This window comes from Saccharopolyspora tripterygii (assembly GCF_054778355.1).
In genome coordinates this window covers 1-22,682 of sequence record NZ_BAAGZP010000005.1, presented here as the reverse complement: position 1 = coordinate 22,682, position 22,682 = coordinate 1, and the positions used below count along the sequence as shown (strand labels likewise).

At 68.6% G+C, this 22,682-nt stretch carries 25 protein-coding genes; 13 read left to right on the top strand and 12 right to left on the bottom strand.

What is annotated here, in order from left to right; genetic code table 11:
- Nucleotides 1–3 precede the first annotated feature (3 nt).
- The 4 genes from ACYVF3_RS03550 to ACYVF3_RS03535 form a co-directional block, all read right to left on the bottom strand.
- Nucleotides 4–1,008 (bottom strand): hypothetical protein, encoded by a 1,005-nt coding sequence (locus ACYVF3_RS03550; protein ID WP_461152810.1) that lies wholly within the window; start codon nt 1,006–1,008, stop codon nt 4–6.
- The gene (locus tag ACYVF3_RS03545; protein ID WP_461152809.1) at nt 1,005–2,978 is read right to left on the bottom strand and encodes a hypothetical protein; all 1,974 of its coding nucleotides are present in this window, start codon (nt 2,976–2,978) and stop codon (nt 1,005–1,007) included. The genes ACYVF3_RS03550 and ACYVF3_RS03545 overlap by 4 nt, the downstream gene beginning before the upstream one ends.
- Nucleotides 2,965–3,786, bottom strand: coding sequence for a hypothetical protein (locus ACYVF3_RS03540; protein ID WP_461152808.1), 822 nt, complete (start codon nt 3,784–3,786; stop codon nt 2,965–2,967). The genes ACYVF3_RS03545 and ACYVF3_RS03540 overlap by 14 nt, the downstream gene beginning before the upstream one ends.
- A 96-nt stretch (nt 3,787–3,882) precedes the next feature.
- Nucleotides 3,883–4,566: a Crp/Fnr family transcriptional regulator gene (locus tag ACYVF3_RS03535; protein ID WP_461152807.1), complete on the bottom strand. Its 684-nt coding sequence runs from the start codon at nt 4,564–4,566 to the stop codon at nt 3,883–3,885.
- A 147-nt stretch (nt 4,567–4,713) separates the two neighbouring features.
- Here ACYVF3_RS03535 and ACYVF3_RS03530 point away from each other — a divergent pair, with 147 nt between their 5' ends.
- On the top strand, nt 4,714–5,202 hold the full coding sequence (locus ACYVF3_RS03530; protein ID WP_461152806.1) for a Pycsar system effector family protein: 489 nt from the start codon (nt 4,714–4,716) through the stop codon (nt 5,200–5,202).
- Between the two features lie 167 nt (nt 5,203–5,369).
- Here ACYVF3_RS03530 and ACYVF3_RS03525 read toward each other — a convergent pair whose 3' ends face one another.
- From ACYVF3_RS03525 to ACYVF3_RS03510, 4 genes are all read right to left on the bottom strand, one after another.
- Nucleotides 5,370–5,717 (bottom strand): helix-turn-helix domain-containing protein, encoded by a 348-nt coding sequence (locus tag ACYVF3_RS03525; RefSeq protein ID WP_461152805.1) that lies wholly within the window; start codon nt 5,715–5,717, stop codon nt 5,370–5,372.
- A 3-nt stretch (nt 5,718–5,720) separates the two neighbouring features.
- Complete coding sequence (locus ACYVF3_RS03520; protein ID WP_461152804.1) at nt 5,721–6,038, bottom strand: type II toxin-antitoxin system RelE/ParE family toxin; 318 nt, start codon at nt 6,036–6,038, stop codon at nt 5,721–5,723.
- Between the two features lie 166 nt (nt 6,039–6,204).
- The gene (locus ACYVF3_RS03515) at nt 6,205–6,939 is read right to left on the bottom strand and encodes a protein phosphatase 2C domain-containing protein (protein WP_461152803.1); all 735 of its coding nucleotides are present in this window, start codon (nt 6,937–6,939) and stop codon (nt 6,205–6,207) included.
- Nucleotides 6,940–7,392 carry a MarR family winged helix-turn-helix transcriptional regulator gene (locus ACYVF3_RS03510; protein WP_461152802.1) on the bottom strand — a complete coding sequence of 151 codons (453 nt, stop codon included), beginning with the start codon at nt 7,390–7,392 and terminating at the stop codon, nt 6,940–6,942.
- Between the two features lie 145 nt (nt 7,393–7,537).
- On the opposite strand from ACYVF3_RS03510, the gene ACYVF3_RS03505 reads away from it, so the two are divergent.
- Nucleotides 7,538–8,725: an MFS transporter gene (locus ACYVF3_RS03505; RefSeq protein ID WP_461152801.1), complete on the top strand. Its 1,188-nt coding sequence runs from the start codon at nt 7,538–7,540 to the stop codon at nt 8,723–8,725.
- Between the two features lie 21 nt (nt 8,726–8,746).
- Complete coding sequence (locus ACYVF3_RS03500; RefSeq protein WP_461152800.1) at nt 8,747–9,370, top strand: LysE family translocator; 624 nt, start codon at nt 8,747–8,749, stop codon at nt 9,368–9,370.
- Nucleotides 9,371–9,375: 5 nt separating this feature from the next.
- Here the strand turns inward: ACYVF3_RS03500 and ACYVF3_RS03495 are convergent, their stop codons facing one another.
- The gene (locus ACYVF3_RS03495; protein WP_461152799.1) at nt 9,376–9,822 is read right to left on the bottom strand and encodes a hypothetical protein; all 447 of its coding nucleotides are present in this window, start codon (nt 9,820–9,822) and stop codon (nt 9,376–9,378) included.
- Nucleotides 9,823–10,044: 222 nt separating this feature from the next.
- Here ACYVF3_RS03495 and ACYVF3_RS03490 point away from each other — a divergent pair, with 222 nt between their 5' ends.
- The 5 genes from ACYVF3_RS03490 (at nt 10,045) to ACYVF3_RS03470 (ending at nt 14,356) form a co-directional block, all read left to right on the top strand.
- Nucleotides 10,045–10,800: an SDR family oxidoreductase gene (locus ACYVF3_RS03490; RefSeq protein ID WP_461152798.1), complete on the top strand. Its 756-nt coding sequence runs from the start codon at nt 10,045–10,047 to the stop codon at nt 10,798–10,800.
- 91 nt (nt 10,801–10,891) lie between these two features.
- Nucleotides 10,892–11,767, top strand: coding sequence for a LysR family transcriptional regulator (locus tag ACYVF3_RS03485; RefSeq protein ID WP_461152797.1), 876 nt, complete (start codon nt 10,892–10,894; stop codon nt 11,765–11,767).
- A 171-nt stretch (nt 11,768–11,938) separates the two neighbouring features.
- On the top strand, nt 11,939–13,603 hold the full coding sequence (locus tag ACYVF3_RS03480; protein ID WP_461152796.1) for a sodium:solute symporter family protein: 1,665 nt from the start codon (nt 11,939–11,941) through the stop codon (nt 13,601–13,603).
- Between the two features lie 9 nt (nt 13,604–13,612).
- Nucleotides 13,613–13,912, top strand: coding sequence for a hypothetical protein (locus tag ACYVF3_RS03475; RefSeq protein ID WP_461152795.1), 300 nt, complete (start codon nt 13,613–13,615; stop codon nt 13,910–13,912).
- Nucleotides 13,913–14,008: 96 nt separating this feature from the next.
- Nucleotides 14,009–14,356 (top strand): hypothetical protein, encoded by a 348-nt coding sequence (locus ACYVF3_RS03470; protein WP_461152794.1) that lies wholly within the window; start codon nt 14,009–14,011, stop codon nt 14,354–14,356.
- A gap of 6 nt (nt 14,357–14,362) precedes the next feature.
- Here ACYVF3_RS03470 and ACYVF3_RS03465 read toward each other — a convergent pair whose 3' ends face one another.
- A complete protein-coding gene (locus ACYVF3_RS03465) occupies nt 14,363–15,859 on the bottom strand; it encodes a potassium/proton antiporter (RefSeq protein WP_461152793.1) in 1,497 nt (498 codons plus the stop codon).
- A 248-nt stretch (nt 15,860–16,107) separates the two neighbouring features.
- On the opposite strand from ACYVF3_RS03465, the gene ACYVF3_RS03460 reads away from it, so the two are divergent.
- Together ACYVF3_RS03460 and ACYVF3_RS03455 are read left to right on the top strand one after the other, a co-directional pair.
- A complete protein-coding gene (locus ACYVF3_RS03460; protein ID WP_461152924.1) occupies nt 16,108–17,400 on the top strand; it encodes an acyl-CoA dehydrogenase family protein in 1,293 nt (430 codons plus the stop codon).
- Nucleotides 17,401–17,432: 32 nt separating this feature from the next.
- Nucleotides 17,433–18,641 (top strand): acyl-CoA dehydrogenase family protein, encoded by a 1,209-nt coding sequence (locus ACYVF3_RS03455; protein WP_461152792.1) that lies wholly within the window; start codon nt 17,433–17,435, stop codon nt 18,639–18,641.
- 60 nt (nt 18,642–18,701) lie between these two features.
- Here the strand turns inward: ACYVF3_RS03455 and ACYVF3_RS03450 are convergent, their stop codons facing one another.
- The gene (locus ACYVF3_RS03450; RefSeq protein ID WP_461152791.1) at nt 18,702–19,625 is read right to left on the bottom strand and encodes an alpha/beta fold hydrolase; all 924 of its coding nucleotides are present in this window, start codon (nt 19,623–19,625) and stop codon (nt 18,702–18,704) included.
- A gap of 203 nt (nt 19,626–19,828) precedes the next feature.
- On the opposite strand from ACYVF3_RS03450, the gene ACYVF3_RS03445 reads away from it, so the two are divergent.
- The gene (locus tag ACYVF3_RS03445) at nt 19,829–20,356 is read left to right on the top strand and encodes a molybdopterin-binding protein (RefSeq protein WP_461152790.1); all 528 of its coding nucleotides are present in this window, start codon (nt 19,829–19,831) and stop codon (nt 20,354–20,356) included.
- On the opposite strand, the gene ACYVF3_RS03440 is transcribed toward ACYVF3_RS03445, so the two are convergent.
- Nucleotides 20,320–21,351 carry an NAD(P)-dependent alcohol dehydrogenase gene (locus ACYVF3_RS03440; RefSeq protein WP_461152789.1) on the bottom strand — a complete coding sequence of 344 codons (1,032 nt, stop codon included), beginning with the start codon at nt 21,349–21,351 and terminating at the stop codon, nt 20,320–20,322. The two genes, ACYVF3_RS03445 and ACYVF3_RS03440, sit on opposite strands and share 37 nt — an antisense overlap.
- Before the next feature lie 94 nt (nt 21,352–21,445).
- On the opposite strand from ACYVF3_RS03440, the gene ACYVF3_RS03435 reads away from it, so the two are divergent.
- Both ACYVF3_RS03435 and ACYVF3_RS03430 read left to right on the top strand, forming a co-directional pair.
- Nucleotides 21,446–22,030, top strand: a complete 585-nt coding sequence (locus tag ACYVF3_RS03435) for a TetR family transcriptional regulator (protein ID WP_461152788.1) — start codon at nt 21,446–21,448, stop codon at nt 22,028–22,030.
- Between the two features lie 77 nt (nt 22,031–22,107).
- Nucleotides 22,108–22,554, top strand: coding sequence for a hypothetical protein (locus ACYVF3_RS03430; protein WP_461152787.1), 447 nt, complete (start codon nt 22,108–22,110; stop codon nt 22,552–22,554).
- Nucleotides 22,555–22,682: the final 128 nt, after the last annotated feature.

Genomic DNA, 22,682 nt, shown 5'->3' with positions numbered 1-22,682 from the left:
GGCTCAGTGGGTTCCCGCTGGTGCGTGACCGTTGGAGCGCGGGTCCGGTGCGGTCTTCGGCTGGTCGAACTCCGCGCGTATCTTCTTCGCGAGCTCGGTGTGGCCGCGCTTTTCGAGCGCCGAAGCGATGCTGTCGCTCAGCAGAGCACGTTCCTCGTCGTCGGACTGCACACTGCGGATCAGCTCGACGAGGTGATCGTGCGGGCCGAATTCCACGCCTTCCACGTCCAGCCCGGGGACCCGCTCGTCGTGCGCTGCAGCGGTGAGCTTGCGCAGGTTGGGAATCTTCTCCACCGCATCGTCGATCTGGCTCTCGTCACGGGCCAACCACCACACCAGAGCACTGCCGGCGCTCTTGAGCACGTCGTCACCGAGGTATTCGCGCTTGTTCCGCTCGTGATTGCGCTCGTGCTCCCAGACCTCCTCTTCCTTCCGGACGTCAGCGAGCCGCCGCAACCTGTCCGCATCCGATTCCGACAAGCGCAACGCGACGTCCGTCGCCCACACCTCGATGTGCCCGGTCGAGTCCGCGCGCACAACGCCGAGGTACGAGGTCAGCTTCGCCCGCGCGATCTCGACCTCCTCCGGCGACACGGCCGCGACCACCTGGCACGCCTGCTCCAACACCACTTCGGCGGCGAGACTGCCCGGATCCGCGTGCGGAATTCCCGGCTCTGGTGACATGCGCCGCCACCAAGCCGTGCACGAGAAGACGAGCCGGTAGTCATCCCTCGCACTCGGCAGGGGCACGTGCCGCATCTCGTACCGCCCCGGAGGCGGGGGTTCCACGGGCACCACCGAGGTCATGGCCGGTTCAGGGGCCGGACGCCGCCGATCGTGCAGCCACTGGCTGACGGGCCCGGCCAGCAACGAGGGAGCGATCGCGGTCGCCACCGCGAGCACGATCCACAACCCGGGCGCCCACCCCAGCATCAACCCGAGAACCACCCACAGAATCGCGACGAGCACGGACACGACCCGCACGGCACTACGCTGCTCCCTGGTCATTCCGACTCCTCAGTCCGCTTGACCTGCACTTCGTCAATCTTCTTCCGCACCACCTGCTCCGTCCGCTGACGTTGCTCTGCCGACTCCTCATCGCCGTCAGCCGTCCAACCGCGCAACACCACGAACAACCGCCCCAGCCGACCCGCCCTGCTCGCGGCTCCGACCAACACGTCAAGAAGCGCTTCAGCCGAGGGGTCTCGGGCATGAGCGCTGAACCAATCGCACGCCCGCTCGTCCCACAAGCCACGAGGCCGATCGACGACGGAAGCCCAGTTCGTGATCAGCTGCTCGTGCACAGCGCTGTCACCGAGCACGCGCGGTTCGCGGAGAAGCCGCGTGGGATCAGCGACGCGCAGGAAGAGTCCGACGTCGGCATCGGCGCGTCTGGAAACCAGGGACAAGCGCCAGAGCAAGTCGAAGAAGATCCGGTCGTCGCCGCCAAGATCCACGAGTGCTTCCGAGGCCTGCCCCGCTATTCGAGGATTGGAATGCCTCGCGAGGTGACGCAGCCGCACCATCGCCTGCTCAGGATGGGTTTTGGCGAGCACGTTCGAGCAGACGAACACGAGAACGTCAGCCAGATCCGTCGAAAGAGATTGGCTGATGACCCACTCGTAGATCTGCCGCCTGATCGCCAGCGCGCCCGGCTCTTCCTTGAGACCTTCGGCCAGGATTCGCGCCGCCCAGTCGCGCACGCGCGGAGGCTGGTGGCGCGCATCCAGCTGCAGCAACCACGACGCAAGCGTGCAGAGGTCCGCACCGTGCCGTCCCTGCCTGCACACCATCGCGAACTGCCGCACGAGCTGCGCTCGATCGGCATTGGTCAGCACCGACGACGTGCAGCATCGGCCTACCCATTCCAGCAGAACTGGACGAAGCCGCGGGAATGCATGCCAGAAGTAGTTCACGACCGTCTCGGCCGACCAGGTGCTGAGACGCACTTCGCGCAACCCGGTCAGGTCCAGGCGCAACTCGCGCAGCTGCGTGTCCAGGCCGGCGCTGCTGAGTATCGGAACCTGTCCACCTGGGTCTTCTGCTTGTTTTCGCAGTCGCTCCGCCGCGTCACCAACGACATCGGCATGCGCACCTTCCAGGAATCCAGCGGACAACAAGAGCGCGCGTTCGGGGGCCGACAGAGTCGAGACGAACTTCTCGAATGTCTTGTCACGCTTGGATACGGCCTGCAACGCCAAGCGCAGGCAGTCCGCGATGGAACGTTCCGGAGTCTGCTTGCAGAGCTTCAAGCAGTGCTCGCTCAGCCGCCCGATCTCCTCCATCGAGGCGGTGGAGAGGAACTCCGTCACCCTCTCATCGTTGAAGACAGCTTGCGGTAACGGCGAGAACAGGTCGCTCAAGTGCCTAGCGAGAACATCCGAAGCGTTCGGACGCTCGATCTCCACGAGTTGTGAGGACAACTCCACCGCGAGGGAGTCCACCGCCCCAGGCGGCAGCACGACCACCGCGCAGCCCTCGCCCTTCTCCACCGCTCCGAGAAAGGCCTCCAAGGTGCGGCCAGCTGAGTCGAGCCGTCGCAACTCGCTGTCCGCCGAGAGGTCCACCAGCAGGCGCTCACCTCCGAGAACCGTCTCCGGCCTGAGGAAGTCCTTCTCCTCTTCCTCAGTGTCGACAGGAACCTCTCTGATCGGTGACCTCGAACTCGCGAACTGGCGGAGCAGCATCTTCGCCGCGCTGCGCCGCCCAGCTCCAGCAGGACCACTGACCAGCACAGACCGCGATCGCTGCAGCTTGGACCGCGCCTCGTCGAGGTTGTCGGGCTCGACGAATCTGTCCGCAAGCCACTGCAATCGGGACTCAGCCAGTTCCGCTTTGGGGAGGTCTCGAAGCAATCGTCGCTGCAGGGACTCGCCCAGTTCCCCGATGAATACGTTGTCGGCTTTGCCGACACTCGTGGCGTATTTCGAGTCAACGTCCTGCATGCCGACCGAGGCCGGTCCCTCAACGGTCGTCATGCGGACCACCCGAGTAGTTGTCACCGATGTGCAGGCCGTCGTAGACCTCCCCCACTCCCATCTGAGTCGTCGCCGAACCGTGGAATTCGAAGTGCGGCGCCGCTCCCGGCGTGGGAACTCGGTTCACGTTCTCCTCGGCCGCAACGTTCTCGAGCTTTTTCACGACGAAGCCGTCGCGGAGCAGTCCGCCGGAGGGCTTGGGGACGCGCAGGTAGGCGCGACCCCGGAAGGTCTTCACCTCGGTCTCGACTTCGACGTACTCCCCGGCTTCCTCGGCCGCGTAGCCGGACAGGACGGCGTCCTCGTACACGCGCTGGGAGACGATGGCCGCGACCCGGGTCACGTCCGCGGATCGGTCCAGGATGTCTCGCACGGGGTGGGAGTCCAGGATTCGGTGCGCCTCGATGCGGGTGGCGCCGTTGCCGTCGCCGAGCACGTCGTCACCTGAGTCGGTCACGGGCCCCACGGACAGGCTCACGCGCATGCGCAAGTTCCCGTACTCCCGCGGCACCATGTTGTTCTGCTCGACGAGCTCGTCCTGCAATGCGCCGAGGAACGGGTTCAGCAGGTACGGCAGGTAGATCGGGTCGAGAATGCGGAAGTAGCCGTCTCCAGTGGTGTCGCCGATGCCCTTCCCCCACAGGTCGGCGTGGCCGCACCGGGCGAACGCGTTCTCCAGGATGAGCGGGATATCGCGCGTGATCTGCTGGTGGAAGCGGCTCTTGCGGCCGCTGAAGTCCTTCACGTCCACGACCAGAACCGCTCGGTACGGCGGAAGTTCGGTCGGCTGCTGCGTTTCCACTGGCATGGCTCTCCTTCCGAAGATTTCTCAAGACGCACAGGAAGATGCCGGTTCCCCAGGCCCCGCGCTGTCCGCGATCGGACAGTTTGACGGTGACCTGAGTCACTCCACTTGGATGGCGCCGGCGTCCTCGATCAGGCCTCGCATGTCGGCGACCGCGATGCGCGGCCCTGGGCCCAGCACCCCATCTGCGCGCATGGCCTTGATCTGCTCCGCGACCGTGCTCCTGACCAGGCCCAGCGCACTTGCCAGCGCTTCCTGGGAGAACGGGATCCGGTAGCAGGCAGGCGGATTCGCGTCCGAGTGCCGCACGACCTCCAGGAACAGGCGCGCGAGCCGTCGTCGCGGCCCGAAGTGTGCCTGTTGCACCTGGTAGGGGACAGTTTCGGACAACTTCGCCACGAGGTAGTCGGCGTACGCCCCGCGAGCGTCCCGCTCGTCCAGGAATCGCTCGAACTCCGAGCGCATCACCACCCGCCCCACGCACACGTCGAGCGCTTGCACCGTGGCCGTCCTGGCGGTGTTGCGCTCGGCCGCCATCTCGCCCACGAGATCCCCTGGTCCGCGCAGCGAGAGCAGGACCGCCGAGCCCTGCCGATCACCGGCCAGAACCTTGACCCTTCCGCTGACCAGCGCGACGAGGAAGCCGCCTTCCTCACCTTGGCGGAGCAGGTGATCGCCCGGCTCGTAACGTCGCAGCCCTCCTCGTTGTTCGAGCGTTCCCCATCGGCTCTCCCCCAGCAGAGCCCGGAAACCTCGGGGCACCGCGCCGTTGTGGTGTTGCACGACGAATTCCGTACCGGGTCAGGGCGCCCGCGCGCGAGGAATTCGGCGAGATACCGCTCGAAGGGAGCAGGGCATCCACCGAAAAGTCACAGTCATCTCACCCGAATGGCGTTGGCATTCCTGCGAAATCTCAGGAGTGTCGTAGGTATGGCCCACAGCGAGGATGCGTGGAAGGCTCTTCAGCAGACGCATGATCTGATCAAGGTCGCCGATACCAAGGCCGCTGCGATCGTCACCGGCAACGGCGTTCTGGGCGGGGTCCTGCTCAAGGCGCTACCTCCGCACAGCGCCTGGCCGACCGCATGGCCTCACGTGGTGCTGCTGCTCGGGAGCATCGCCGCCCTCAGCGCGAGCATCCTGTGCGCCCTGCTGGTCTTCGCGCCGCGACTGCGCAACGATCGCCCTGAGTCGCTGCTCTACTTCGGCACCGTCGCACGTCAGTACGCCGACCCGGCCGAGTTCGTCCCCGCCTACCGCAAGTTGCTCAGCGACGGCCCTCGACTGGAGAAGGCTCTGGCGGAGCAGGTGTGGACGACGAGCCACATCGCGCGGCGCAAGTTCCGCAAGGTCACGCCGGCGATCTGGCTGCTCGCGATCGCCTTGATCACCGCCTTGGGGGCGGGCCTGCTCAAATGATGGGTCCGGCCGGGTGGAGTTGGGCGCGTGATACCGCTCCGCCTCCGAGCGCTCGCAGGAACCGCGACGTCTACGCGTACCTCGACAACGACATCAAAGCGCACGCACCCCACGACGCCATCGCCCACCGCTGCACCTCACAGCGGAACCACGTTGGGAAACGACTCTCATGCGCAGACCGCGGGCCGATCGAGCGTGATGTCCTGATCTCCGAAATTGACGACCAGCCGCAAGGAACCACCGAGGGCCTGGACGTAGCGCTCGATGGTGCCCACCTCGAACTGCGCGAGATCTCCCTTTTCGAGCTTGCTGATCCGCGGCTGGCTGACACCCATCCGAGCAGCCAGTTGCGCCTGCGACAGACCGCGTTCTTCGCGGAACTGCGCGAGCCGGTAGCCGACGATGTAGGCGTGGGTGACGGCGCGGGCATGCTCTTGGTCTGCCTCCACGTCGCGGCCCCGCGCACGGTCCAGCGCGAGCTTGTCACTCTTGACCTCGTCCCAGGAACGTCCCATCGCTCAGCCCTCCAACTCAGCAACGTGTCGCGCGTAGCGCTTCTCCGCCAGCGGGATGTTCACTTCGTACCAACCCTTCCAGTTGCCAGCCTTGTCTCCTGCCACCAACACCAAGGCGCTGCGACGGGGATCGAAGGCGAACAGCATCCGGATCTCGCTTCTGCCACCCGATGCCGGTCTCAGCTCCTTCAGGTTGTGGAATCGGGACCCTTTGATCCTGTCGACCAGGGGGCGACCTAAACCGGGGCCGCATGCCACCAACATGTCGAGCGCTTGCTCAACGTAGCCAGCGCTCACCGGATCGCGCTCGGCAAGTGCCAAGAACCACTCCTCCACATCCCTGTGGAGCTCGGCTGACCATCCCATCCAGGTAATATAATCCACACGTTATCACGGTTGAGGCTTCGACACACCAGTCAAGGCGGAACCCGCACCGACCCCTTCCACACCTCGTCCAGAACCGCGCGACACGGGTCCCGGTGATGTTCTACCGCTCGGTCCAGTGGATGGTGGTGGCGTCGTCGTGGGGTTTGCCTCGGGCGGGTGGGGGTGCGGTCGACTCCGCTTCGCGGACTCGGTTGAGGAGGGTTTCCGGGCCGCCCTCGTCGAGGAGGTCGAGGAGGCCTCGCCAGTCGGTGAGGGCGAAGTGGTCGACGAGGCGGGAGGCGCCGTCGGTGAGCAGGGCCGCTCTGCGGAACGGCGGGAGCGTGCCGGTGACGGCCCGGTGCGCCGCTTCGGGTTTCGTCGAGGCGACCCAGAAACCGCCCTCGGAGTTGCGGAGCCCGGTGACCGCGTCGAGCGTGCGGCTGGGCAGGTGGTCGATGCGGTCGTCGACGACGGCTCGGACCTCGCCGTCCACGTCGAGGACCAGCGGGCTGTCGGCGAGGACCAGGTACTCGGCCTGGTCGCGGAGCCGCAGCAGGGTCGCCGTCGAGGACGGGCTGTTGGGGTTGTTCAGATCGCAAGTGTCGGCGTGGGCGGCGCGGACGCGGTGGATCGCTTCGGCGAGGACGTCGGCCAGCCGCTCGTCGCTGATCGTGAGCAGTTCGGCCAGCGCCCCGCCGAGGCGCCGGACCAGCCAGACGACGTCGTGCACGCAGCCGCTGTCCACACCGGACGGTGCCGTGGCGCCGTCGAGGACGAAGGCCCAGTCGGGGCCGATGGCGAAGCGGTCTTCGTTGCGGCGACCGGGGGTGCCGATGCTCGCGCCCGTCGCCGGCATCTACTCGCCGAGCTGCGGGAGACGGTGCAGAGCTTCGACCAGCGGGGCGAGCTCGGGAACATGCTCGGCCTCCGCCAGCGCCTTCTCCAGCGTCTCGTCGTGCGTCGGCCGGGCCGCCCCCAGCAGGGCACGACCCTCGTCGGTGAGCTCCGTGTAGATGCCGCGCCGGTCGTCGCGGCACAGGACCCGGGTCAGCAGCATCCGGTCTTCGAGCCTGCTGACCAGCCGCGTCGTGGCGCTGCCGCTGAGCGCGGTGGCGCGGCCGAGCTGCCGCATGCGCATGTGCCAGCCGTCCTGCCTGCTCAGGGCGTCGAGCACGGTGTACTCGACGACCGACAGCCCGTGGTCGGCCTGCAGCGCCTTCTCCAGCGCGGTCTCGATCATGCCGTGCAGGGCGGCGAGCGTGCGCCAGCCGTGCGCCCGGATCTCCACCGCATCGTCGGCGATCCCCACTCCTGCACCTCCCTGCCGGTGACGTCCACCTCCTCCCCACTATAGCCGTTTGCGCCGATAGAACGCGCGCGCAACTATTTACCAAGCGCGTGCAACTACCTGCGTGCGCTAGATACCAACAGACGCACGTAAGGAGCGGACGGGGATGCCCGTTGCACTCGTGGCCCTCGCACTCGGCGGGTTCGGCATCGGCCTGACCGAGTTCGTCATCATGGGCCTACTCCCAGAGGTCGCCGCCGACTTCGCGGTCAGCATCCCGGTCGCCGGGTACCTGATCTCCGGTTACGCATTGGCCGTGGCGGTCGGAGCGATCTTCCTGACCGCCGCCGTCACCAGGCTCCCCCGCAAGAAGGTCCTGGTCTCGCTGATGTTCCTGTTCATCGCGGGCAACCTGCTCTCGGCCATCGCGCCGACCTACGGGCTGATGCTGACCGGCCGGATCCTGGCCGCGCTGACACACGGCACGTTCTTCGGCATCGGGTCGGTCGTCGCCGCCGCGCTGGTGCCGCCGAACCGCAAGGCCGGCGCGGTGGCGATCATGTTCACCGGCCTGACCACCGCGAACGTCCTGGGGGTTCCGCTGGGCACCTTCCTCGGGCAGGCGATGGGCTGGCGCTCGACGTTCTGGGCGATCACCGCGATCGGCCTGATCGCGGTGATCGGCATCCAGCTGCTGGTGCCGGGGGCGAAGGTCGACGCCGACGTGGTGCCGACCCGGCTGCGGGCCGAGCTCACCGCGCTGCGCCGCCCCCAGGTGTGGTGGACGGTGGCGATCACGATCCTGGCCTTCGGCGGCATGTTCGGCGCGTTCACCTACATCGCACCGCTGGTCACCGAGATCTCCGGGTTCGCGGCAGGCACCGTGCCCTGGCTGATGCTGGTCTTCGGCGCAAAACTGTTCGCGGGCAACCTGTTCGGGGCCCGGATGGCCGACAAGAACCTCGACGGCACCCTGCTCGTCCTGCTGGTGGGCCTGACGATCGTGATGTCCGCGTTCGGCGCCCTCGCCGGGTTCAAGGTGATCGCCGTGGTGGCGATCCTGCTGATGGGCGGGTTCGGGTTCGGCACCGTTCCCCCGCTGCAGACCAGGGTGATGACCTACGGCGGTGACGCGCCGACGATGGCCTCGGCCATCAACATCGCGGCGTTCAACGTCGGCAACGCGCTCGGCGCGTGGCTCGGCGGGCTGACCATCGGTGCGGGCTTCGGCTTCACCTCACCGCTGTGGGTGGGCGCGGCGCTGGCGGGGGTCAGCGTGCTGCTGATGCTCGGCGCGACGCGGACCAAGCCGGAAGAGCGCGCCGAAGACGCGATTCCGGCCACCACAGGCTGATCCGCGTGCCATGCTCGAACCGTGGTCGACCTGCACGCACTGATCGCGTTCTGCGCGATGTCGCTGCTGCTGTCCGCGATTCCCGGGCCCAGCGTGCTCTTCGTCGTCGGCCGTGCCCTCGCGCACGGCCGACGCGCCGCGCTGTCGTCCGCACTGGGCAACGCGCTCGGCGGGTACTTCCTGGTCATCGCGGTCGCCCTCGGGCTGGGCACCGTGGTGGCGCAGTCCGCTCTGGCCTTCACCGCGATCAAGCTGGCCGGAGCCGCCTACCTGGTGTTCCTGGGCGTTCAGGCGATGCGCGCACCGACGCCGGAAATCGGTGACCCGCAACCGATTCCGGAATCGCGGCGGATCGTCGAAGGCGGGCTGGTCGGGGTCAGCAACCCGAAGAGCATCGTCTTCCTGATGGCCGTGCCGCAGTTCGTGGATCGCGACGCGGACGGCGTCATCGGGCAGATGCTGGTGCTGGGACTGGCCGGAGCGCTGCTGCAGCTGGCCTCCGACGGCACCTGGGGCCTGATGGCATCCGCCGCGCGCGGCTGGTTCGGCCGCTCACCGCGGCGGATCACCCAGCTGACCCGCACCGGCGGTGCCTCGATGATCGGCCTCGGGGTCACCGTGGCCGTCACCGGGCGCGCCGACTGAGCGGATCAGTAGTCGTCCTCGGGGAAGAACATCTCCTCCAGGTGATCCGCGGTCTCCGCGACGAAGTTCAGCGGATCGACGAACTCGTTGATGTCGAGGTTGAGCAGCGGGACGGAGTGCCGGAGCACCACGTGCTCACCGATGATCACCGCGCCGCAGACCACCGACGTCTGCCCCAGCTCGTCGAGCAGCTTGTGCAGGTCGACCTGGTCGGCGCGGCCGATCACCGAGACCACCTGGACCCAGTCCTCGGTGTCGTCGAGCCGTTCGCGGCAGACGATGACGATCTGGCTGCGGTCGTCCTCGTACTCGACGAGGATCCGGATCTCCTCCTCGCTGGATTCGATGATCCGGTATTCCGGCTCCTCCTCCAGCTCCTCGTCGTCATCGTCCTCCGGCGCCGGCAGGTACTCGGTGCGGATGAACTTGCTCAGGTCTTCCCAGGTCGCCACGGTTCCTCCATGCAGCGGACGCGTTTCGCGGCGAAGTGTAGGTGATCGAGAACGGCGTTCGGGCGCTTTCCCGCCAGTCACACGAAAGTGGTTGACCCTGCTTCCGGAAAACCCATGACCTGCACTTATCCAAGTTCCTTGTGGACCCACCAGTTGTTCGCGTTTTCCAGCTCCCGCACCTCCCCATAACGTCGGGGTGCGAAACCGACGAGGGGGTTATCGATGAGTGCGAACGCATTGCAGGGCAAGGTCGTCGTGATCGGCGGGGGCGCCAAGAACCTCGGCGGTCTACTGTCGCGGACGCTCGCCGAGGACGGGGCGAAGATCGTGGTGCACTACCACGGCGACGCCTCCGCGACCGACGCCGAGAAGACCGTGCGCGCCGTGCAGGAAGCAGGCAGCCAGGCGATCTCGGTGCAGGCCGACCTGACGCAGGTCGCCGGGGTGCAGCGGGTCTTCGACGCGGCCGTGGACGACTTCGGCGGCGTCGACGTCGCGGTGAACACGACCGGGATGGTGCTGCGCAAGCCGATCCTGGAGACCTCCGAGGAGGAGTTCGACCGGATGTTCGCGATCAACGCGAAGGCCGGGTACTTCTTCATCCAGGAGGCCGGTCGGCGTCTCAACGACGGCGGCAAGATCATCAGCCTGGGCACCTCGCTGCTGGCCGCGTTCACCGACGGATACTCCACCTACGCGGGCGGCAAGGCCCCGCTGGAGCACTTCACCCGGGCCGCGGCCAAGGAGTTCGCCGACCGCGGGATCTCGGTGAACGTCGTCGCCCCGGGCCCGATGGACACACCGTTCTTCTACCCGCAGGAGACGCCGGAGCGCGTCGAGTTCCACAAGTCCCAGGCGCTGGGCAACCAGTTGACCCACATCGAGGACATCGTGCCGATCATCCGGCACCTGACCACCGAGGGCTGGTGGTTCACCGGCCAGACGTTGTTCCCCAACGGGGGCTACACCACCCGCTGAGCGGCGTGGAGTCGAGCGAGCCGGCGCGGGCGCTGAGGGGGGCCCGCGCCGGCTCGCGTCTGACCGCCGCACGTGGGGCAAGATGGTGTCGATGACGATCGACCTGCACAAACTCGGACACCTGATCGCCGTCGCGGAGGAAGGCGGGTTCACCCGGGGAGCCCGTCGGCTGCACCTGTCCCAGCAAGCCCTGTCCACCTCGATCCGCGCGCTGGAGCGCGAGGTGGGGGTGGAGCTGCTGGACCGCAGCGGCTCGACGCTGCGGGTGCTGCCCGCCGGTGAGGCGCTGATCGCCGACGCCCGGCTGCTGCACGGCGCGGCCCGGTCGGCGCTGCACCGCGCCCGGCGGATCGGACGCGGCGAGACCGAGGTGCTGCGGATCGGTCACACCCCCGCGGTCACCGGTGACGAGGTGACCGCGCTGCTGCGTCGCGCGCACGACGTGCAGCCGGAGCTGTGCACGCAGGTCAACCAGCGCTACCCGGCCGAGCTCACCGAGCAGCTGATCAGCGGGGAGCTCGACCTCGGGCTCTGCCGCGGGATGGCGCCGGAGCGCGGCTTGACCCGGACGACGCTGGCGCACCACCGGCTGCGGGTGGCGGTGGCGGCCGATCACCGGCTCGCCCAGCGGGAGTCGGTCGAGCTCGACGAGCTCGCCGACGAAACGATCATGGTGTGGGGCCGGCCGGGCAACTCCGGCTACACCGACCTGCTCATCGACAGCTGCCGCCGAGCGGGCTTCGAGCCCGACGTCCGGCGCAATCCCATCCAGGGCACTCCCCCGACCACCGCCGTGCTGGGCACGAACCACGTCGCGTTCGTCACCGCCGCCGCGGGCCCGGCTCCCGGCGGCGCGGTCCGCGTGCTCGAACTCCTCCCGCCGACGTTCGTCCCGCTGCACGCGCTGTGGCCGCAGCACACGAGCTCGGAGGCCCGCGAGGACTTCCTCGCCGCCGCGGACATGTGAGTTCCACTGTGGATGGACCGAAAGTTTCGGTCCCGCAATGGTTCACATCCGATCGGACTAGCATCCTGCCGTATGAATGGATGATTGACCGCGCGATCTCCCTTCACGTAGCGTCCCGAACGATGTCCGGTCGGTCGAACATCGTCAGCGGAGACGACGGAGATGGGGACCATGGTTCTGGCAGCGGACGACCTCAGGTTGTCGATGAACTGGATGGACACGCTCATCCTGGTCATCTACTTCGCCGTGGTCCTGGGCATCGCGCTGGCCGCGAGGCGCAGCGTCAGCAACAGCCTCGACTTCTTCCTGGCAGGCAGGGCGCTCCCGGCCTGGGTGACCGGGCTGGCGTTCGTCTCGGCGAACCTGGGCGCCACCGAGATCCTGGGCATGGCCGCCAACGGCGCGCAGTACGGCGCCTACACCGTGCACTGGTACTGGATCGGCGCGATCCCGGCGATGGTGTTCCTCGGCCTGGTGATGATGCCCTTCTACTACAACTCGAAGGTGCGCAGCGTTCCGGAGTTCCTGCTGCTGCGGTTCAGCCGCTCGTCGCACCTGCTCAGCGCGGTCATCTTCGCCGTAGCCTCGGTGCTGATCGCCGGGGTGAACCTCTACGCGCTGGCCATCGTGCTCAAGGCCCTGCTGGGCTGGCCGCTGCCGATCTCGATCCTGCTGGCCGGGATCTTCGTGCTCGCCTACATCGTCATCGGCGGGCTGTCCTCGGCGATCTACAACGAGGTGCTGCAGTTCTTCGTGATCGTCGCGGCGCTGATCCCGCTCACGGTGCTGGGCCTGGTGCGGGTCGGCGGCATCGGCGGGCTGATCGAGAAGGTGACCGCGCAGCAGGGCGACATGTTCCTGTCCACCTGGGCCGGAACGGGATTCGGCGAGACCAACCCGCTGGGCACCAACTGGCTGACCATCACCCTCGGGCTCGGCTTCGCGATCTCCTTCGGCTACTGGACGACGAACTTCGCCGAGGTGCAGCGGTCGCTGTCGGCCAAGAACCTCTCGGCCGCGCGACGCACCCCGCTGATCGCGGCGTTCCCGAAGATCTTCATCCCGCTGATCGTGGTGCTGCCCGGCATCATCGCGCTGGTCATCGAGCCGACAATCGGCAAGACCGGCGGGTACGACTACAACGACGCGATCCCGATCCTCATGCGCGACCTGCTGCCCAACGGCGTGCTCGGGCTCGCCGTCACCGGCCTGATGGCCTCCTTCATGGCGGGCATGGCGGCCAACGTGTCGAGCTTCAACACCGTGTTCACCACCGACATCTGGCGCGCGTACATCAAGCCGCACATGCCCGACGCGCACTACCTGCAGGTGGGCCGCGCGATCACCGCCATCGGCGTGGTCATCGGCATGGGCACGGCGTTCCTCGCGGCGTCGTTCAGCAACATCATGAACTACATGCAGACGTTGTTCGCGTTCTTCAACGTCCCGCTGTTCGCGACGTTCATCCTGGCGCTGTTCTGGAAGCGGATGACCGCCAAGGCCGGTTTCTGGGGCCTGCTGCTGGGAACCGCGGCCCCGATCGCGTTCTACTTCGCCTACCAGGCCGGGATCGTGGAGATGGGTTCCGACCAGGGCGCGAACATGACCGCCTCGATGATCGCGTTCGCCGTGGACCTACTGGTCAGCGTCCCGATCGCGCTCGCCACCAAGCCGAAGCCGGACGCCGAGCTCGAAGGCCTCGTCTACACCCGGGCCTCCGCCAGGGACAAGGGCGTGGTGGCCGCCGGCGACGACGCCTGGTACCGCAAGCCCGCCGTGCTCGGCTGGGGCGCGCTGATCCTCTCCGCACTCTGCTACATCCCGTTCACCCTCTAGGAGCCCGCGATGGCCGAGAACCCGCGCGAAGAAACCGAGATCGCCCACCACGCAGCCGAGATCGACGACCTGGAGCGCGAATCCGGCACGGCCTCCCGGCTCTTCGACGTCCGCACCGTCATCGGCGGGCTGTTCGTCCTCTACGGGGTGCTCATCGGCGCCGCCGGGATCGCGCCCGACACCGCCGAGCTCGACAAGGCGCAGGGCATCAACATCAACCTGTGGACGGGGTTGTCGATGCTGGTCGTCGGCGCCCTGTTCCTCCTCTGGCTGCGGTTGCGACCGCTGCAGGCGCCGTCGAAGGAGTAGCCGGGCGGACGGCCGGCGATTGGTGCCTTCGGTGGACTCGCGTTTGCCCGCACTCGATCTCGGGGTACGGCGACGGGCGAGGAGAGGAGTCGTGCGATGGCATCGTTGTTGACGTTCCTGCTCGTGGCCGCGCTGCTGGTGGCCGTGGACGGTCACCTGCTGCGGCGCAGCGGAACCGCCTACCTGGGCGAGCTCGGGGAGAACGCGGGCCCGCTGAACCAGCTGGTCACGGTGGTGTTCCACCTCGCGACGCTCGGTCTGGCCGCGCTGATCGCGATCCTGCCGCTGGACCTGGGCGGCGAGCCGAAGACGGTGGTCGGCCGGATCGGCGTCCTGCTGCTGGTGCTGGCCTTCGCGCACGCGGTGACGATCTGGACGTTCGGGCGGATCCGCCGCCGCCACGAGTCCGAAGCGCTCAGCGCGGAGGTCGCCCGCAAGACCTGAGTCGGGTCACGCGGGATCACCGCGCTCCCCGAACCAGTGCGCCAAGCGGCCTTTGCGGCTCACCGCGCGGAGGCGCCGCTCGGTGCGCTGGCGCTGGGAGAACGTGGTGACGATGAGCAGTTCGTCCCCGGTCTCGATGGCGGTCTCGGGGCTGGGGACGAAGGTGTGACCGTCCCGGATGACCAGGGTGACGACGCTGGGCTCCGGCAGGCGCAGTTCGCGGATGGACACCGCGTGCATGGCCGAGCCCGGCGGCACCGACATCGACAGGAGCTCCGCGTCGAGGACGTCCAGCGGGGCGGCCTCGACCTGGATCTCCCTGGTCGCCTCCCGAGGCAGGATGCCCAGCCACCTCGCGGCCGGGCGCAGGCTCGGCCCCTGCACGACGGTGTAGACCATGACCAGCACGAACACGACGTCCAGCAACCGCTCGCTGCCGGGAACCCCGTGCACCACGGGGAAGGTGCCGAGCACGATGGGCACCGCTCCGCGCAAGCCCGCCCAGGACAGGAACGCCTGCTCCCGCAACGGAACCCGGAACCAGACCAGCGAGACGACCACCGACAGCGGGCGGGCGACCAGCAGCAGCACCAGGCCGACGACCAGTGCGGGAACGACCTCCACCGCCAGCCTGCTCGGGGTGACCAGCAGACCGAGCAGCACGAACAAGCCGATCTGGGCCAGCCAACCGAGCCCCTCGGCGAACGACCGCGTCGCCGAGCGGTGCGGCAGCCCGCTGTTGGCCAGCACCACCCCGCACAGGTAGGCGGCGATGAAACCGCTGGCCTGCACCGCACCTGACGCGGCGAAGGCGACGAACCCGAGACCGAAGGACGCCAGCGGGTAGAGACCGGACGCCGGCAGCGCGAGGCGCGGCAGCACGACGCCGCCCAGCCACCCGACGCCCAGCCCGACCAGCACGCCGATCAGCAGCTGGTAGACCAGGCTCGCCAGCAGCGGCCCCGGCGAGATCACCAGCGGTGTGGTGCTGAACAGCAGGACGAGGATCACGGTCGGCGCGTCGTTGAACCCCGACTCGGCTTCCAGCAACCCGGCGACCCGGCGGGGCAGCGGCAGCACCCGCAGCACCGAGAACACCGCGGCCGAGTCGGTCGAGGACACGATCGCGCCCAGCAGCAGGGCCAGCTGCCAGTCGAAGCCCAGCAGGAAGTGCGCCCCCGTCGCGGTGACCACGAGGCTGATGCAGATGCCGACCGTGGCCAGGACTCCGGCCGGAGCCACGACCTTGCGCACGTCCGACCACTTCGTGGTGAGACCGCCCTCGACGAGGATCACCGCGAGCGCCGTGGTGCCGAGGTTGCGCGCCAGTTCGGCGTCGTCGAAGTCGACGCCGAAGCCGTCCTCCCCGATCACCACGCCCAGCGCGAGGAACAGCAGCAGGCTGGGCAGTCCGGCCCCGTGCGCGACGCGAGTGCCCACCACACCCGCCAGCACGACCAACCCACCGGCGAGCAGCGCCAGGTACAGCTGCTCGAGCGACATGTGCCCCCTGCCACAGAATCGGTCAGTGATACTAGCCAATCGCCTCAACGGCCACCGGAAATCGGTCGCTCAACCATTCGCCGTGCGAAAAAGCAAGCAAGCCGTGATCGACCTCTCTGGCGCAACCGTCCCCGGACACGTTATTTTACTCGTCAGTAGGTAATGCCCGGCCGACGCCGGCCGATTGGAGACGCACCGTGTCAAACGCCCATCGCGGACAGGCAGGCGGCGCCCGGAAGCGCGACGCCATGGGCCTCGGCCTCGCCGCACTGACCAAGATCGCCAGCGCGCCGATCATCGACAAGTTCGGCCTGCGGAAGCAGTTCGAGACGCTCGTCCAGTCGGGCACCCGGACCGGCTTCAGGGCCGCCGGTGCCGCGACCAGGTCGTTCAAGAAGGTGCAGGGCCACAACAAGCCCGCGCGCCTGACCCCGGCCCCGGCCAAGGACCTCTTCGACCTCTCGCCCGACGACGAGCAGTCGCTCATCGCCGAGACGGTCAGCGAGTTCGCCGCCGAGCAGCTGCGTCCCGCCGCCGTGGACGCCGACGCCAAGCTCACCCCGCCCGAGGACCTCCTAGAGCGCGCCGGCGAGCTCGGCCTGAGCGTCGTGGGCATCCCCGAGTCCCTCGGCGGCATCGGCACCGAGCGCTCCGCGGTCACCAACGTGCTGGTCACCGAGGCACTCGCGCACGGCGACATGGGCCTGGCCGTCGCGGTCCTCGCGCCGTCGGCCGTGTCGACCGCGCTGACCCTGTGGGGCGACGAGGACCAGCAGGCCACCTACCTGCCGGCCTTCGCGGGCGAGAGCGTGCCCGCCGCCGCGCTGGCGCTGCAGGAGCACGTCGCGCTCGGCGACCCGCTCAAGCCGACGACCACCGCCAAGCGCACCCCGCAGGGCTACCAGCTCAGCGGCGTGAAGTCGCTGGTCCCGCGCGCTGCGCAGGCCGAGCTGTTCATCATCTCGGCGAACCTCGACGGCAGCCCCGCGCTGTTCCTCGTGGAGTCCTCCAGCAGCGGCTTGTCCATCGAGTCCGACCCGGCCATGGGCCTGCGCTCCGCCGGAACCGGCAAGGTGCACCTGGAGGACGTCAACGTCCCGGTCACCGCGCTGCTCGGCGGCGGCAAGCTCGACGTGTTCACCGACCTCGTCCGGCTGTCCCGCCTGGGCTGGTCCGCGCTCGCGGCAGGCACCGGCAAGGCCGTGCTCGACTACGTGATCCCCTACGTCAACGAGCGCACCGCGTTCGGCGAGCCGATCAGCCACCGCCAGGCCGTGGCCTTCAGCGTCGCCGACATCGGCATCGAGCTGGAGAGCATCCGGCTGACCACGCTGCGCGCCGCCGCTCGCGCCGAGCAGGGCAAGCCGTTCGCCCGCGAAGCCGCGCTGGCCCGCAAGCTCGCCACCGACAAGGGGATGCTCATCGGCAACCTCGGCGTTCAGCTGCTCGGCGGCCACGGCTACACCAAGGAACACCCCGTGGAGCGGTGGTACCGCGACCTGCGGGCCATCGGCGTGATGGAAGGCGCGGTCCTCGTCTGACGAGGGCTCTCGAGACGCGAAGGACTTACCCCATGATCAATCTTGAGATCCCCAAGAAGGCGAACGCGCTGGTCAACCAGGCGTACCAAGCCGCTTCCGAGGTCTTCCGCCCCATCTCGCGCAAGTACGACCGCGCCGAGCACTCCTACCCCAAGGAGCTCGACACCCTCGCGGCGCTGCTGGACGGGCTGAACTCCTCCGGTGAAGGCGGCGCGGGCGCGGCCGGCGTGCGCAAGGGCGGCGACGACAAGGACAAGGGCAACCGCAACGGCGCCAACCTGAACCTGGTGCTGGGCACCATGGAGATGTGCTGGGGCGACGTGGCGATGCTGCTGGCCATGCCGCGCCAGGGCCTCGGCAACGCCGCGATCGCCTCGGTCGCCAACGAGGAGCAGGCCAAGCGCTTCGCCGACGTCTGGGCGGCCATGGCCATCACCGAGCCGAGCACCGGCTCGGACTCGGCCAACATCACCACCACCGCCGTGGCCGACGGCGACGACTACGTCCTCAACGGCGAGAAGATCTTCGTCACCGCCGGGGACCGCGCCGACACCGTCGTCGTGTGGGCGACGCTCGACAAGACGATCGGCCGTGCCGCGATCAAGTCGTTCGTGGTGGAGAAGACCCGTCCGGGCATCAAGGTCGAGCGCCTGGAGCACAAGCTGGGCATCAAGGCCTCCGACACCGCGGTCATCCGGCTGGACAACTGCCGGGTGCCGAAGGAGAACCTGCTCGGCTCCCCTGAGATCGACACCAAGTCCGGTTTCGCGGGCGTCATGCAGACCTTCGACAACACCCGCCCGCTGGTCGCCGCGATGGCGATCGGCGTGGCGCGCGCCGCGCTGGAGGAGACCGCGAAGGTCCTCGCCGAGGCCGGTGTGACGGTCGACTACGACCGCCCCGCCAACTCCCAGCACGCCGCCGCCGCTGCGTACCTGCAGCTGGAAGCCGACTACGAGGCCGCGTACCTGCTGACGCTGCAGGCCGCGTGGATGGCCGACAACCGCAAGCCGAACTCGCTGCAGGCCTCGATGGCCAAGGCCAAGGCCGGCCGCTCGGTCGTCGACATCACGCTGCGCTGCGTCGAGCTCTGCGGCACCGTCGGGTACACCGAGGAGTCCTTGCTGGAGAAGTGGTCCCGCGACTCGAAGATCCTCGACATCTTCGAAGGCACCCAGCAGATCCAGCAGCTCATCGTCGCCCGCCGCCTGCTCGGCAAGTCGAGCGCCGAGCTCAAGTAGGAACAGCCCCGAAGCGGCCCGGGAACCGTCCCACGTGGACGGTTCCCGGGCCGTTCTCGTTCAGCCCTCGGCGGTTTCTTCGAGGGTGTTGCCGACGAGGCTGTAGAGGGTTTCGGCGAGCTGGGTCAGGCCCGGTTCCTCGATCGGGTAGTGCCCGCACTTCTCCAGCATGACCACGGTGGTCGGCGCCTCGATGCGTTCCAGGAAGTGGAGGCTGAGCTCCGGCGGGATCCAGTCGTCGGCCGCGGGGTGGGCGAGGATCACCGGGGTGTCGGCGAATGTCTCCGGCGAGGTGTGCCGGTAGCGGACGAAGCTGGTCAACAGGCCGATCGGGGTGCGGGCTCCACCGCCGCGCGGGTCGGCCGCGCACATCGCCGAGAGCTCCGCGTTGCCGCTGATCTTGCGCTCGTCGGCGAGCCAGCGCATCGGGACCCGGACATCACCGGCGAGCCGCTCCAGCAGGGCCAGACCGGCGGGCGGGATCCAGCCGAACGGCGTGCGGGCGGCTCTGCGGCGAGCCTCGGGATCGGCCGGGTCGAGCAGGCAGGTCGCGACCACCGCCGACGCCTGGCCGGTCCGGGCGGCGACCTCGTAGGCCAGCATCCCGCCCATGCTCGCGCCGAACAGCACCAGCGGCCGGTCGTCGCGACGCCGCTCGGCGATCACCAGCTCGCACAGCAGCTCGACCCAGTCCGAGTACCGGATCCCGCTCGGATCCGGCACGGAAGTGCCACCGTAGGGCGGCAGATCGGGAACCAGCAGGTCGGCCATGCCCGCGACGGGCGAGCACACCGGCCACAGCGCGGCCGAGTGGCCGGCGGCGCCGTGGATCACCATCACCCGCGCGGAGGCCTCCGGAGCCGCGGCGCGCGCGATGTGCACGCGACCACCCCGCCAGTTCCACCACGTCGGCGTCGGCTCCACTTCGGAGGCACGCCGCCGGTAGGAGTCCGGCAGGAAACGGGCGTAGCTCTCGCTGTCCACCTCCCCAGAGTGAGCGCGAAGTCCGCAGCCGACAACTCACCTCTTCATCGGAAGCGGGAAATCCGATTCCGCAGTTGCGGATACATGCACTCCGTGAACCCGCAGATGAGATCGAATCGTTCCTGTGAGTGATCGAATGCGGCGGAAACCCGCCCCTGATCGGTGGATGTGACCGGGCGTGGCGCGCTCTACCGTGCTCGGTCATGGAGCCGTTGCGCAGTGCGGTGGACGCGGTCGTCCCGACTCAGCGGAAGCACCTCGAACCCGATCAGGTGCTCATCACCGGCGACCTCGTCCAGGACCGGCTTCTCGACACGCGCGAGCTGGACGCCCGCGCGAGCGCGGCGCAGGACGTGGACTACGTGACCAGGCGCATCCGCGAGGTGCACCGGGTGCGCGGCGTCCCGCTGCACGAGGTGCTCTCCGAGCTGGAGCCGCACTGGGACCGGCGGCACAAGATGGGCCGGCTCAACGTCGTCGTGGTGGCGACGTCCGAGGACGGCTTCCAGGTGGTGCTCTCGCTCGCCGAGGTCGATCCGGAATTCGGTGCCAACCGGGCACTTCTGGCCACGCGGTACAACGACGAGCTCTTGCGGAGGCCGACCCTCGTGCTGCCCGGCGACGGCCGCGCGAGCCGCTACGTCCGCCGCTTGTGCCGCATCAGCCTGCTCAACGTGGCCCCTTGCGAGGACCCTCAGTCCAGATCGGACATGTCGAGCACGAAGCGGTAGCGGACGTCGTTGCGCCCCAGGCGTTCCAAGGCCTCGTTGACCTGCGACGACGGCAGCACCTCGACGTCTGCGGTGATGTCGTGCTCGGCGCAGAAGTCGAGCATCGCGCGAGTCGCGGGTCGTCCCCCGCTCCCGGCTGAGGCGAACTTCTTCCGCCCGATGAGCAGGTCCACGGCGTTGAGCGAGACCGATCCGAGGTGCCCGACCTGGACGAGCGTTCCGTCCAGGGCCACCAGCCGCAGGTAGGGGCCGGGGTCGTGCGCCGCGGAGATGGTGTCGACGATGACGTCGAACCGGTCGCGCGAGCGGGCCATCGCAGCGTCGTCAGCGGAGACGAGCAGGTCCCGCGCACCGAGCCGCCCCGCGTCGTCGAGCTTGCCCGGACTCCGGCTGATCACCGTGGTCTCGGCACCGAGCGCGACCGCGAACTTGACCGCGAGGTGCCCCAACCCACCGAGCCCGGCCACCGCCACGCGGCTGCCGCTGCCCACGCCGAGGGCGCGCAACGGTTCCCACACGGTCACCCCGGCGCACATCAGCGGAGCGGCTGCGGCGGGGTCGAGCCCGCGAGGGAGCGCGTAGGCGAAGGACTCCCGGACGACGTACTCGCGGGAGTAGGCGCCCAGCGTGGGCGTCGCGTCGTGGCGGTCGGTGCCACCGTAGGTCAGCGTCGGGAACTCGTGGCAGAAGTTCTCCTGCCCCGCGAGGCACATCGCGCACTCGCCGCAGGAGTCCACGATGTTGCCGACCGCGACGGGGTCGCCGACGGCGAAGCCGGTCACCTCCGGCCCGATGCCGGTGACCGTCCCGGTGAACTCGTGACCCGGCACGACCGGGCCGGCGGCGGAGTTGATGCTGTGCAGATCGGTGTGGCAGACGCCGCAGTGGTCGACCCGCACGGCGAGATCGTCGGCCCGCAGCTCGCGCCGCTGCAGGGACGCGCGGTGCAGCTCCTGCGCCGGGCCGTCGGCCCGCCATCCGGTGGTGGTGCGCATCGGCACTCCTTCAAACAGACTGTTCTGTCTATTTCAAACTAGACCGGCCTCCGGCAGAAAGCAAACCAACTGTTCTGTTTGCTACCCTGACCCGATGGTCGACAAGCCCCTGACCTCGCGCGGAGCCGCCACCCGCGACCGCATCGTCGAGGTCGCCACCCAGGAGTTCGCCGAGCACGGGATCGCGGGCGCGCGCATCGAGCGGATCGTCGCCGCCGCGCGAACCAACAAGGCCCAGCTCTACGGCTACTTCGGCAACAAGGAAGGCCTGTTCGACGCGATCTTCACGGCGTCCCTCGACCGGATCGTCAACGCCGTGCCGATCGGCCCCGACCTCGCCGACTGGGCGGTGCGCCTCTACGACGACTACCTGCTGCGCCCCGACCTCATCCGGCTGGCCACCTGGTCCCGGATGGAACGCCGGCCCCAGGGGCACCTGCTCGCCGACGCCGACCACCGCAACGACCACAAGGTCAGCGCGATCGCCGACGCCCAGGCCGCGGGTGACGTCGTGCCCGGCGACCCGTTCGACGTGATGGCCCTGGTCATCGCGATGTCGATGGCCTGGTCGCCGGTCAGCAACGTCTACGCCGCCTCCGCCGACGAACCCGACGAGGTCCACGAGCGCCGCCGCGAACTGCTCCGCGAGACCGTTCGCCGCGCGGTGATGAACCCCTGAGACCACGACCGGCGTCAGGGGCGATGCCGGGGATGCGCCGGAGGCGCCGAGCACGCGCACGGCGTTGACTGATCGGCATGAACGCACCAGATTCGGTCCGACGCGCCACCACGGCCTGGACGATCGCCGTGGCCTGCGGCGTGGTCGAGTCGGGCCTGGCGGTGCTGCGGGCCGCGAGCGAGAACGCGCTCGGTTCCGACGTGGCGTCGCAGCTCGCGATCCGGTTGCCGGTGTTCGCGATCGCGGGCGTGCTGATCTTCCACTTCGCGCGCGGCAGGCGCTGGGCCCGAACCGCGCTGACGGTGATGCTCAGCGTCCTCGGCCTGGCCTCGATGGTCGTACCCGCCGCACTCGAAATCGCCGGCGGAAGCACCCTGATGGGCGCCCTCGGCGGCGACGGCCCGTTCGCATGGCCGTTCCTCCTGGTCAGGCTGGTCCACATCATCGGAGTGGTAGCCGCGACCTGGCTCATGTTCCAACCCACCGCGAACCGCTACTTCACCCGAGAGCCCGCCCGAGTCTGATCGCCGCCCGGGCATCTCCCAGTTTTAGTCCAAACCGAGGGGCCTTCGTGCCCGAAATGTCGGCTCAGTTTGGACTAAATGTGATGTCCGGGGAGGTTGTCCCGGTGGGTTGTCCGTAGACAGGTGAA

Bases quoted from the DNA above. Each gene is read 5' to 3' on its own strand.
- ACYVF3_RS03505 (WP_461152801.1), top strand. From the start codon at position 7,538: ATGCCCGTTGCACTCGTGGCCCTCGCACTCGGCGGGTTCGGCATCGGC.
- ACYVF3_RS03485 (WP_461152797.1), top strand. From the start codon at position 10,892: ATGACGATCGACCTGCACAAACTCGGACACCTGATCGCCGTCGCGGAG.
- ACYVF3_RS03455 (WP_461152792.1), top strand. From the start codon at position 17,433: ATGATCAATCTTGAGATCCCCAAGAAGGCGAACGCGCTGGTCAACCAG.
- ACYVF3_RS03475 (WP_461152795.1), top strand. From the start codon at position 13,613: ATGGCCGAGAACCCGCGCGAAGAAACCGAGATCGCCCACCACGCAGCC.
- ACYVF3_RS03530 (WP_461152806.1), top strand. From the start codon at position 4,714: ATGGCCCACAGCGAGGATGCGTGGAAGGCTCTTCAGCAGACGCATGAT.
- ACYVF3_RS03460 (WP_461152924.1), top strand. From the start codon at position 16,108: ATGGGCCTCGGCCTCGCCGCACTGACCAAGATCGCCAGCGCGCCGATC.
- ACYVF3_RS03480 (WP_461152796.1), top strand. From the start codon at position 11,939: ATGGTTCTGGCAGCGGACGACCTCAGGTTGTCGATGAACTGGATGGAC.
- ACYVF3_RS03445 (WP_461152790.1), top strand. From the start codon at position 19,829: ATGGAGCCGTTGCGCAGTGCGGTGGACGCGGTCGTCCCGACTCAGCGG.
- ACYVF3_RS03525 (WP_461152805.1), bottom strand. From the start codon at position 5,717: ATGGGACGTTCCTGGGACGAGGTCAAGAGTGACAAGCTCGCGCTGGAC.
- ACYVF3_RS03515 (WP_461152803.1), bottom strand. From the start codon at position 6,939: ATGCCGGCGACGGGCGCGAGCATCGGCACCCCCGGTCGCCGCAACGAA.
- ACYVF3_RS03540 (WP_461152808.1), bottom strand. From the start codon at position 3,786: ATGCCAGTGGAAACGCAGCAGCCGACCGAACTTCCGCCGTACCGAGCG.
- ACYVF3_RS03430 (WP_461152787.1), top strand. From the start codon at position 22,108: ATGAACGCACCAGATTCGGTCCGACGCGCCACCACGGCCTGGACGATC.
- ACYVF3_RS03490 (WP_461152798.1), top strand. From the start codon at position 10,045: ATGAGTGCGAACGCATTGCAGGGCAAGGTCGTCGTGATCGGCGGGGGC.
- ACYVF3_RS03465 (WP_461152793.1), bottom strand. From the start codon at position 15,859: ATGTCGCTCGAGCAGCTGTACCTGGCGCTGCTCGCCGGTGGGTTGGTC.
- ACYVF3_RS03545 (WP_461152809.1), bottom strand. From the start codon at position 2,978: ATGACGACCGTTGAGGGACCGGCCTCGGTCGGCATGCAGGACGTTGAC.
- ACYVF3_RS03440 (WP_461152789.1), bottom strand. From the start codon at position 21,351: ATGCGCACCACCACCGGATGGCGGGCCGACGGCCCGGCGCAGGAGCTG.
- ACYVF3_RS03470 (WP_461152794.1), top strand. From the start codon at position 14,009: ATGGCATCGTTGTTGACGTTCCTGCTCGTGGCCGCGCTGCTGGTGGCC.
- ACYVF3_RS03550 (WP_461152810.1), bottom strand. From the start codon at position 1,008: ATGACCAGGGAGCAGCGTAGTGCCGTGCGGGTCGTGTCCGTGCTCGTC.
- ACYVF3_RS03435 (WP_461152788.1), top strand. From the start codon at position 21,446: ATGGTCGACAAGCCCCTGACCTCGCGCGGAGCCGCCACCCGCGACCGC.